Source organism: Paenibacillus sp. Soil522 (assembly GCF_001428245.1).
GTDB lineage: Bacteria > Bacillota > Bacilli > Paenibacillales > Paenibacillaceae > Pristimantibacillus.
Map to the genome: position 1 here is coordinate 175,406 of NZ_LMRV01000013.1, position 8,182 is coordinate 183,587.

Sequence of the window (8,182 nt, forward strand, 5' to 3'; positions counted from 1 at the left end):
GTAAATATACTAAAACTAATCGCGCTTAATCTTCCACTTATTAAATTCCAAAAATTCTTTGAATTGATCTTTGCTTACGCCAGATGCCATAGCTTCTCTTACTAAATCAGCCCATTCATGGTCAAGATGATCAGACTTGCGCCCAGACTGATCGCTATTCAGTAATTCTTCTACCGTAACGTTCAATACTCCGCTTACCTTTTCGAGAAACTGAATCGAAGGATTTTGCTGGAGTCCTCGTTCTATTGAACTCAGATAAGATTTTGCGATGCCTGCCCTTTGAGATAGCTCAGTCAGGGAAAGACCGTTTCTCTTGCGCAGCATCTGAATGCGTTCACCAATCATAACATACTCCTCCGTTATCACATCGTTGTAAACTACCCACTATTATAACGAATAATAATCGAATGTGATAGCTTTATAAGTTGAACTAATGTTACTTACTACATCCTGATACACAAACGATCAATAATTTTCAAATTATCCAAATACTCGCCCAGATAGGTCAATTCCTGACTGCTCGGCGCGTTTACTGCCACGGATGTATTCTTCGCATCCCACTGTACATTCTGCAGGGCATATGCGATGAACCGAAGCGGCACATACGTCGTCCCTTGAAGCGCAAATGCGTATTGACCTGCCGGCAGTGTAAGATTGCGGCCGTTAAAATTCAGCCTGACCGAAACCGATTGCACTTTGACCGGCTTCGCGGCATTGCCGGCAGCAGCTGATGCAGAGGAAACTCCAGTACCGGCGAATAACAAGATTGCGATCATTCCGGTAAATATAAGAACAATAATCATCAATGAACCTCCTTATGCTTTCAAAGCACCCTTAATACGGCTGATGGCTTGACTGCGCATAGACGATTTGACGCTATCGTATTGACTGCGCCAGGCCTGCTCAATTGATGCTGATGAAATACCTGTATCCTTGAATTCCGCATGAGCGCTGCTCATTATGGAGCTGAATTTCGCATCACAGGCGGATTCCGACTTCGTGATCTGCGCGAGAAGCGCCTGCTGCTTGGCGTTAACCGTCTCCTCGTCTTTATCCTTACTCGCTTTGATTGCTGCCACGACCTCACTTGTCAGGGCATTCGCTTCTCCTAGGCAAGCTGCCTTATGAGACGCCAGCTCAGACTCATATTTGGCCTTAATCGCAGCGAATTGTGCTTTGTCCGCATCCGCCGCCTTGCCAGTACCGGCCGTTTCCGTTTGCGCTGGTTTGTTATCCGCAACCGTCGTTTCCGAAGCTTTGTCCTTATCGGAACCGCTTTCGGATTGTGATACCGCTGGTTTCGAGGATGAGGACGGTCCCTTAAGCTTCCCCTCAGCTTCCAGCTGCTTCTTCATCCGTGCCCGCTCCTTCGGATCTTCAATACCAACGAGCTCAATCGGATAGTCAGGATCGAGAATGATCAGTCCTTTGCCGTAGTTAACCGTGATCGAACGGAGCATCTCGATCTCTTCCTTGGTCAGCTTCTTGAGCAGCAAATCGCGAATGGCCTGCTTCTCTTCATTCGTCAGCTTCTCGGTCGATTGACCTAGCAGGATATACATTTCTCTCATGGATAAACCGGACTGAAGCAAGATGGCTGCAGCATCGACGGCATCCTGTGTCTTAATGGACTTGCCCGCAATCTGCTCCGCTTTGCCTACCGCGCCATCTAAGGCAGAGGGAAGCTCAGCTTCCTTGCCTCCAGACGGAGGAACAGTGGTTGGTCCATCTGACGCTATTTGCAACGAGGCTTCTGCCGTATGACGAGTCTTAATATCACCTAACTCTATTGACGTCAGCTTCCAATATAAGAACGCTATCCCCCCGCCGATTAACAAGAGGAGAACACCGAGTGTGATCCCTGTTATTTTCCAAAATTTCTTCATTGTCTCAACCTCTTCGCTTTTTGAATAGAATGGACATGATCAACATTCAATATCAGCTGAAAAAGAAATAGGACCGGACGGAGAAAAAATCTCCGTCCGGCTATTTAAATCAAGCTGTTTTTTTTATTCAGCAGTGAAACCAAGTGAACGATACACAATAACGGCTGCCTCAGCTCGAGAAGCATTAGCATTCGGCAGGAATTTCCCTTTGTTCCCTACAATGAGTCCATGGTTAGCAGCGAAAGCAACGCCTGAACGCAGCGACGGATGAACGCCGGAACTATCCTTAAACTTAGCAAGCTCTGAGCCCACATCCTTCACATCAACCGCGCCTTTCGACACCTTCAATGCACGTGTAACCATCGTCGCCATTTCCGCACGCGTAATACGGGCATTCGGTACGAATTTACCAGGCGCCCGGCCATTAATAATGCCTGTTTGGAAAGCCACTTGCGCATAAGGGGCGAACCATTCATTGCCTTTGACGTCGTCGAATTGCTCAACCGCGTCATTCAGTTCCAGGTTAAAAGCACGAACGACCATCTTCGCGAACTCGGCACGCGTAATGCGATCATTCGGACCGAAGATGCCTGGCGCCATGCCTTCCGTAATTCCTTTGGACGCAATTGCCTCGATCGCCTTGCCTGCCCAAGGACGTACGCTGTCCAGACCCCGGAATATCAATTTATTCTCAATGACGGTGTACGGCGAGAAGTGAGGGAATGACTCTTCGATGAATCCGTCATGCACCTCCCCGCCGACTGCTGTATACGAATTGCCTTCGAGCCTTACTACGGTAACCAGATCCGGATTGGCCGTGGAAGGCACTGGGAACTGGATGTGAATCGGATCACTGAAATTGTTCTTCTGTACGCCGCCCGTCTTCACGCCGAATTCGAAGACAGGTGTCAACGGATTCAAACCGCTTGGTGCCGGCAGTTTATTAACGGTAAGGTCAAGATCATTGTTGAATTGCTTAACCGGAATAATAATGTTCAAGCCATAGACTTCCACTTTGATTTTATCGAGTGAAGCGGAATGAAGCGCATCAAGGATTTTCTTCGAAAGCGGCAGCTCTGCCGAATCAACAGCTGCATTGCCGAGATCAAAGGTAAAATAAACGCTATCGAGTTTACCGGTGTTGGCGCCAATTGAAGTTAATTTCGCCTTCAATTTTAGTTCTTTATAAAGAACACGTCAATATTATTTAAACTTCTTTGTTAATATGTTGATACTTTCTTCTCAACGAGTATGGCCGTTAAGCAAAAAAACCAGTCACCCATTTCTGAGTGCTGGCGGTTTTTACGGTGCGTTGGAACGGTTTCCATTCTTCAAGACCATAAACTCTTTGGAGCAGTATAAAGTGTCGCCATTATATACTTTGGCTATATAGGTTCCACCCGTTACAACAGGATAATCAAAAGTAGAGAAACGGGCTAAATAGTGCGGCTCACTTAGTTTATTGTCAAATTTTAGTGTACCGTTATGAATGGCAAATACATAGGTAACGATTCCGCCGTCTGCGGATGGTCCGATAACCTCAAGCCTGACTCCTTGCCGCTCAACCTCATCAATCTTTCCTGACTGATCATGCAAGTGAAATTTAATGGGAACCGTTGATTTTTGATGCAATGTAAATTGATTATTGCTAAATGGAGGTTCAAAGCAATCATCCAGCGGTACATTATGCCCTGTGGCGTTAAAAACAAAAGCTGCTTTGGTGTCTTTACCCTGATAATCGTTTCCTGCTTCTATGGGCAACATCGCTGTAAACGTTATGACTTGCTCATCTGTTTTGGCGATCGTACCGATTGGAAGGTCATTTAATTCACTTAGGTAGCCTTCATAAAGCTTTCCCTTGCTGTCGCTTATAACAAGCTGCAATAAATTATACAGTTCAGTGGATCCGATTTCTTGATTAGATTTGACCGTGTAATTGAAATCCAGATTACCGTTGTTTTGTACCTTTATAATAGAGGTTACCTTATCCCCTGGAGCCATATTGTACGCTTGCAAAAATCCATTGGCCGGTTGAGTTGCAATATCCACCTGATAGGTAGCTGCATCGGCTGTTGTTGATCCTACCGGTAGATACTTGGCCAAAAACGAGATTAAAGACAGCATCAATACAGCGCTTAAGAGAATATTCTTTATATATTTCATGATTAAACACTCCATGGTTTAATTGTCTATATGCTCAAACACCGCGGATAATCCGCGGTGTTTGGGTATTTAACAAAGTATTGCAGTGCATTACTGGAATTGCTGGTTAGAGCTAACGATTGCTGTTGTCGTTCCGGAATCAGCGTTTCTAACTTGGATTGTCCAAGTACCCTCAATTGGATTTTCAAACGTCATTTGCTCAGGATTAGATGCATATCCTGTATATGACACTTTACTGGAGGAAGTGTTGCTTGTGTTTACTTGTGCGCCAGCGCCATTTACAAATGATCCGTTATATCCGAAGGCTTCTCCATTTGGACTGATGATGTTCAAGTCAGGCCATGCGCCTGGAAGACCTGGAGTGAACAAGCTGCTAACATCGAATACAAGGTTCTGGGAGCTGGAGGAAACTTCAACGGTTCCTACAGTTATAACTGAACCACCAGGAATTGTTGTTGCGATGGACCACGGGTTAGCATTATTTTTCACTTGTACAGCTTCAAACTCAATATCAGCTATGCCGTTTGCGCCTTGGTAAGAATTATCTGCTGCCTTCTTGAAAGCATAGTTGATTGTATAAGTCTTGCTCTGTCCGGCAGGAATTTGGTAAACTTCAAAGTTATTCAGTGTAAGAGGAGTTGCACCGCTAAACAAAGCGCCTGATGTTGTGATTTGTTTAACGCGAACCCATGCATCCAAAGACCCTGTGTTTGTTACACTAATTGTTTTAGTCCCGGCATCTCCAGGAGCCATGTTATTGAAAACAATATCGGTTGCGGCAAAAACGGGCGTCGCTGCTGTTTCAATTTGTACGGATCCGGCAGCAAACGTATTATTTGTGTTAGAAGCCGTGTCCGTAAATAAGGCAGATGTGCCTCCTGCCACAAGGGATGTTCCCAAAGCAGTAAGAAGAAGCATGGAAATTACTTTGTTTTTTAGCAATGTCATGTATGAATCCTCCTAATATGGTTTAAAATATTGAATTCATTTAATTATTTTTTAACTGTTCGGCGAAGAATTCGAAATCGAACACAAAGGTTTGGCCTTGAATAACGTTGCCGGTGTCAAGATCCAGCTGAGCTGTGAATGTGATATTGGCCGCTCCGCCATTTGCATATACCGCAAATGCAGGAATATTAACATATCCATTCAACAGGCCTCTCAAGTACCCGTCATAAATGGTTTTGTTTTGTGCCGGGTATTGGATCTTAATCTTCATGTTGTCTACGAAGTGCTCATAGGCCGGACTTCCCGGTTGAAGACCATTAGTGTTTACGTTGGCTTTTACTTTTGTCACCTTTGCATCGATTGCATTCGATGCATTATTGTAAATATTCATAGCGCGTATAACCGTATCGCCGGGTGCCCAACCACCTATGGATTCGCCGCCGGGAGGCTGCAATGGGTTACTCTTGTCATAAGGGAATTTCCCTGACGGATCAGATGATGAAGAGTAAAACATCGGACCCGGTATGCTGTCTCCCATATTCCGCTCTTGAGTTAAATTAATGATCCCTGATGCAAAGGTGTTGTTTATATTTTGGGCACTGCTCGTAAATATTGCGTAAGTTCCCGCACCAATGGCCAGAGAAACCGTTAGCAGACTTACTGAGGCCATCGTTGCTAGTTTTTTCTTATTCACGGCGCCCTCCTAAAGCTGGGGTAGCGTTCACAGCTACCCCGATCTAAGTTAATAAAACGAATGATTTCAGATTAGTTGTTTTTTGTTTGTTCAGCATCCACTTGGATGGAGAATATAGCGCTCTTTCCTTGATATCCGTTGCCGGCAGCTAAAGGCAGTGCCCACTTAACGTACAAAGTTTGTGCTGCGCCTGGCGCCAGTACGTTATCGTTAGTCGCCTCTACTGTCATAGCCGCGTCAGAATAAACTTTGACAGTAAGCGGATTGTTATCGCCCAAAGTAGCTCCATCTCCGTCTGGATCAGCAGCTGCTAATTCGCCAGTCAAGCTTTTCATGATATCGTAGCGAAGCTCCAAAGTGCCTGTGTTAGTTACTACTACAGGGCTGCTGGCGGAATCGCCCGGAGCAATATTCGAAATATCGAAGTATTTTTCTACAATGTCCGCTTTATCAAGAGTGATAACCACAGTACCGGCTGTGAAGGTGTTGTCTGTGTTGCTCGCTGTGTCTGTGAATAAAGCCGAAGTGCCTCCTGCTACCATAGTTGCACCCAAAGCAGTTGTTGCCATTGCCAAAAATAGCTTCTTCTTTAATCCGATCACCATAAATTCACTTCCTCCTTGAGTAATGATTTATATTTTGAACCTTCTCTTTTTATAAAGAAAAGGGATTCAACAAATTAAGAAATCACTGTTTTGTCATTTGCTTCGGGTGTCCGTGTCTCATCCATTCTTGAAATCATTTTCCACATTCCGTAGATTTGACTTAGAACAAGCAGGAGTCCCGGGATAATCATCAAAGCGATAATGCCTACTTTTGATTTCATAAAGTCGGATATAAATCCAAAGTATGGAACGGTAAATCCGGCATATTGACCTACAATGTAGCTTGCTGGAATCGGTTTAGGATCTTCTACATCATTGGCATCGCCTTTGGTCAAGTATTGCACTTCATTACCGGATTTTTGAACTTCTAGTATCCGGTGAGTGATCAGCATATTCGGATTTTCTAATGAGCGGTACGTAATCACGTCGCCCTCGGCCAAGCCGTTTTTGTCTATATCCGGTTTGATGGCTATAATTGAGCCGGTATGGATACCTGGCTCCATAGATCCAGAAAGAACAGTCATAATCTCATATCCGGCAATTTTGGGTTTACCGCCATTTAACTTTGATGTTATGACGAAAAATAGTGCAAGTACCAAAGCTATTACAAGGATGGTGGTGATTGTCCCGTTAATAATTGTTTTGATCTTCATAAAATTCACTCCTTATTTGCTAATATCTAGATCTATATCATCACTTTGAGAAGATTCTGCAGCAGAGCTGGTTTCTTCACTTGGCTGCTGAACTTCTTGTGTATCATCAGATACCGGTTTTGTTCCTTCATTCTGAGGCTGGTTACTTCTTTGTTTATTTCCGTAAGATTCTTGTTCTGTTTTCTTATCCTCTTCCTCCTCACTCATCTTCTCACTCTTCTTCTCATTTTCTATCTCATTATGCTTGATCTCTTCGTCATCCTTACTCTGTTCGTCGGTAATCATGGCGGCAACTAGCAATCTTATTTCCTGAATAATCCGATCGGCCAGGGCAGAGGCATCTTGAGCGCTTTTTGTGCTACCTTTCCCATTTTGATAGGCTGCTGAAACATATTTAAAAACTTTTTCATAAGAAGCAAGGTCTTCCATCCCGTTTTCTCTAGCTGATTTTAGCTGCTTTTCTGCCTGACTGTTGTATTGATATAGTTCCGCCAGCAGTAATGCAGCTGCTTTTGCAGCATCATCTACGGCGTCCGCTTTATGTTCAAGAGCGTTTAGGATCCGGCTGGCAACTTTCGAATTGTTTGCATTTTGACATTGAACATAAGCTTCTCTTACTAACTCAAGGAAATGAATGGCTGTGGCATTCTGAGTCTTCACAAGATTCGCAAGTTCGTTCACTGTTTTTGGGAACACGAAAGCGGATGAAAAATTGCTTGTACTCTTAGCTGAGGAAGTCATTAAAGCATAAGTTGATCCAGGGACTTGTATTAGGATCATCATGGTTAGCGACATAAGGGCTGCTGCGTGAATCAGCCTTTTTCTATTCTGTTTCCTATTAGAAAAACGCTTCTTTCGCATTTAAGCACCATCCACTATAAAGTAATGTTTTCTCCTGTTTTCTTACTCAATGTACTTTCTGAATTCATTGTATAACTTTGACCCATTGCTTTCGTCCCTCGTCGGTATAGCATTACAGTGACGAAAGGATAAGCTGAGAATGCTACCTTAGTTCAATCCACCCTACTTTTAAACAATCCGGATAAGCCGTTAGGGTACCCTTAAGTATACTTTCGTACCATAGATCACTGCTCAAAAGCACAAAAAGGGCCGCCCCTCAGCCTAAGTTAGACTTTGATATGCTCCCCATACAGTAGACAGGTTAAATAATAAAACCTGCTGCTGTGAGGGGAGCTTTTTCATGTCAAAAGAACAGTATAGCGCACCAGAGAA

General features: G+C 44.1%; 10 protein-coding genes. All 10 read right to left on the reverse strand.

The genetic code is table 11. From position 1 onward, the window contains the following. Nucleotides 1–15: 15 nt before the first annotated feature. Nucleotides 16–345: a helix-turn-helix domain-containing protein gene (locus ASG81_RS03735; RefSeq protein WP_056629337.1), complete on the reverse strand. Its 330-nt coding sequence runs from the start codon at nucleotides 343–345 to the stop codon at nucleotides 16–18. A gap of 98 nt (nucleotides 346–443) precedes the next feature. Next, nucleotides 444–803 (reverse strand): stalk domain-containing protein, encoded by a 360-nt coding sequence (locus ASG81_RS03740; RefSeq protein ID WP_056629339.1) that lies wholly within the window; start codon nucleotides 801–803, stop codon nucleotides 444–446. 12 nt (nucleotides 804–815) lie between these two features. After that, nucleotides 816–1,886 (reverse strand): hypothetical protein, encoded by a 1,071-nt coding sequence (locus ASG81_RS03745; RefSeq protein ID WP_056629341.1) that lies wholly within the window; start codon nucleotides 1,884–1,886, stop codon nucleotides 816–818. A gap of 123 nt (nucleotides 1,887–2,009) precedes the next feature. Next, complete coding sequence (locus ASG81_RS03750) at nucleotides 2,010–3,059, reverse strand: S-layer homology domain-containing protein (RefSeq protein WP_056629343.1); 1,050 nt, start codon at nucleotides 3,057–3,059, stop codon at nucleotides 2,010–2,012. A 129-nt stretch (nucleotides 3,060–3,188) separates the two neighbouring features. Continuing rightward, nucleotides 3,189–4,049: a hypothetical protein gene (locus tag ASG81_RS03755; protein ID WP_056629346.1), complete on the reverse strand. Its 861-nt coding sequence runs from the start codon at nucleotides 4,047–4,049 to the stop codon at nucleotides 3,189–3,191. Nucleotides 4,050–4,139: 90 nt separating this feature from the next. Beyond that, complete coding sequence (locus ASG81_RS03760) at nucleotides 4,140–4,997, reverse strand: TasA family protein (RefSeq protein WP_056629348.1); 858 nt, start codon at nucleotides 4,995–4,997, stop codon at nucleotides 4,140–4,142. A gap of 40 nt (nucleotides 4,998–5,037) precedes the next feature. Further along, nucleotides 5,038–5,691, reverse strand: coding sequence for a hypothetical protein (locus ASG81_RS03765; RefSeq protein ID WP_056629350.1), 654 nt, complete (start codon nucleotides 5,689–5,691; stop codon nucleotides 5,038–5,040). 71 nt (nucleotides 5,692–5,762) lie between these two features. Beyond that, nucleotides 5,763–6,296 carry a TasA family protein gene (locus tag ASG81_RS03770; RefSeq protein WP_056629352.1) on the reverse strand — a complete coding sequence of 178 codons (534 nt, stop codon included), beginning with the start codon at nucleotides 6,294–6,296 and terminating at the stop codon, nucleotides 5,763–5,765. A gap of 74 nt (nucleotides 6,297–6,370) precedes the next feature. Further along, a complete protein-coding gene (gene sipW / locus ASG81_RS03775; RefSeq protein WP_056629354.1) occupies nucleotides 6,371–6,949 on the reverse strand; it encodes a signal peptidase I SipW in 579 nt (192 codons plus the stop codon). Nucleotides 6,950–6,961: 12 nt separating this feature from the next. Continuing rightward, complete coding sequence (locus ASG81_RS03780; protein WP_056629356.1) at nucleotides 6,962–7,810, reverse strand: hypothetical protein; 849 nt, start codon at nucleotides 7,808–7,810, stop codon at nucleotides 6,962–6,964. Nucleotides 7,811–8,182: the final 372 nt, after the last annotated feature.

Bases quoted from the DNA above. Each gene is read 5' to 3' on its own strand.
- ASG81_RS03745 (WP_056629341.1), bottom strand. From the start codon at position 1,886: ATGAAGAAATTTTGGAAAATAACAGGGATCACACTCGGTGTTCTCCTC.
- ASG81_RS03740 (WP_056629339.1), bottom strand. From the start codon at position 803: ATGATTATTGTTCTTATATTTACCGGAATGATCGCAATCTTGTTATTC.
- ASG81_RS03755 (WP_056629346.1), bottom strand. From the start codon at position 4,049: ATGAAATATATAAAGAATATTCTCTTAAGCGCTGTATTGATGCTGTCT.
- ASG81_RS03770 (WP_056629352.1), bottom strand. From the start codon at position 6,296: ATGGTGATCGGATTAAAGAAGAAGCTATTTTTGGCAATGGCAACAACT.
- ASG81_RS03780 (WP_056629356.1), bottom strand. From the start codon at position 7,810: ATGCGAAAGAAGCGTTTTTCTAATAGGAAACAGAATAGAAAAAGGCTG.
- ASG81_RS03760 (WP_056629348.1), bottom strand. From the start codon at position 4,997: ATGACATTGCTAAAAAACAAAGTAATTTCCATGCTTCTTCTTACTGCT.
- sipW (WP_056629354.1), bottom strand. From the start codon at position 6,949: ATGAAGATCAAAACAATTATTAACGGGACAATCACCACCATCCTTGTA.
- ASG81_RS03735 (WP_056629337.1), bottom strand. From the start codon at position 345: ATGATTGGTGAACGCATTCAGATGCTGCGCAAGAGAAACGGTCTTTCC.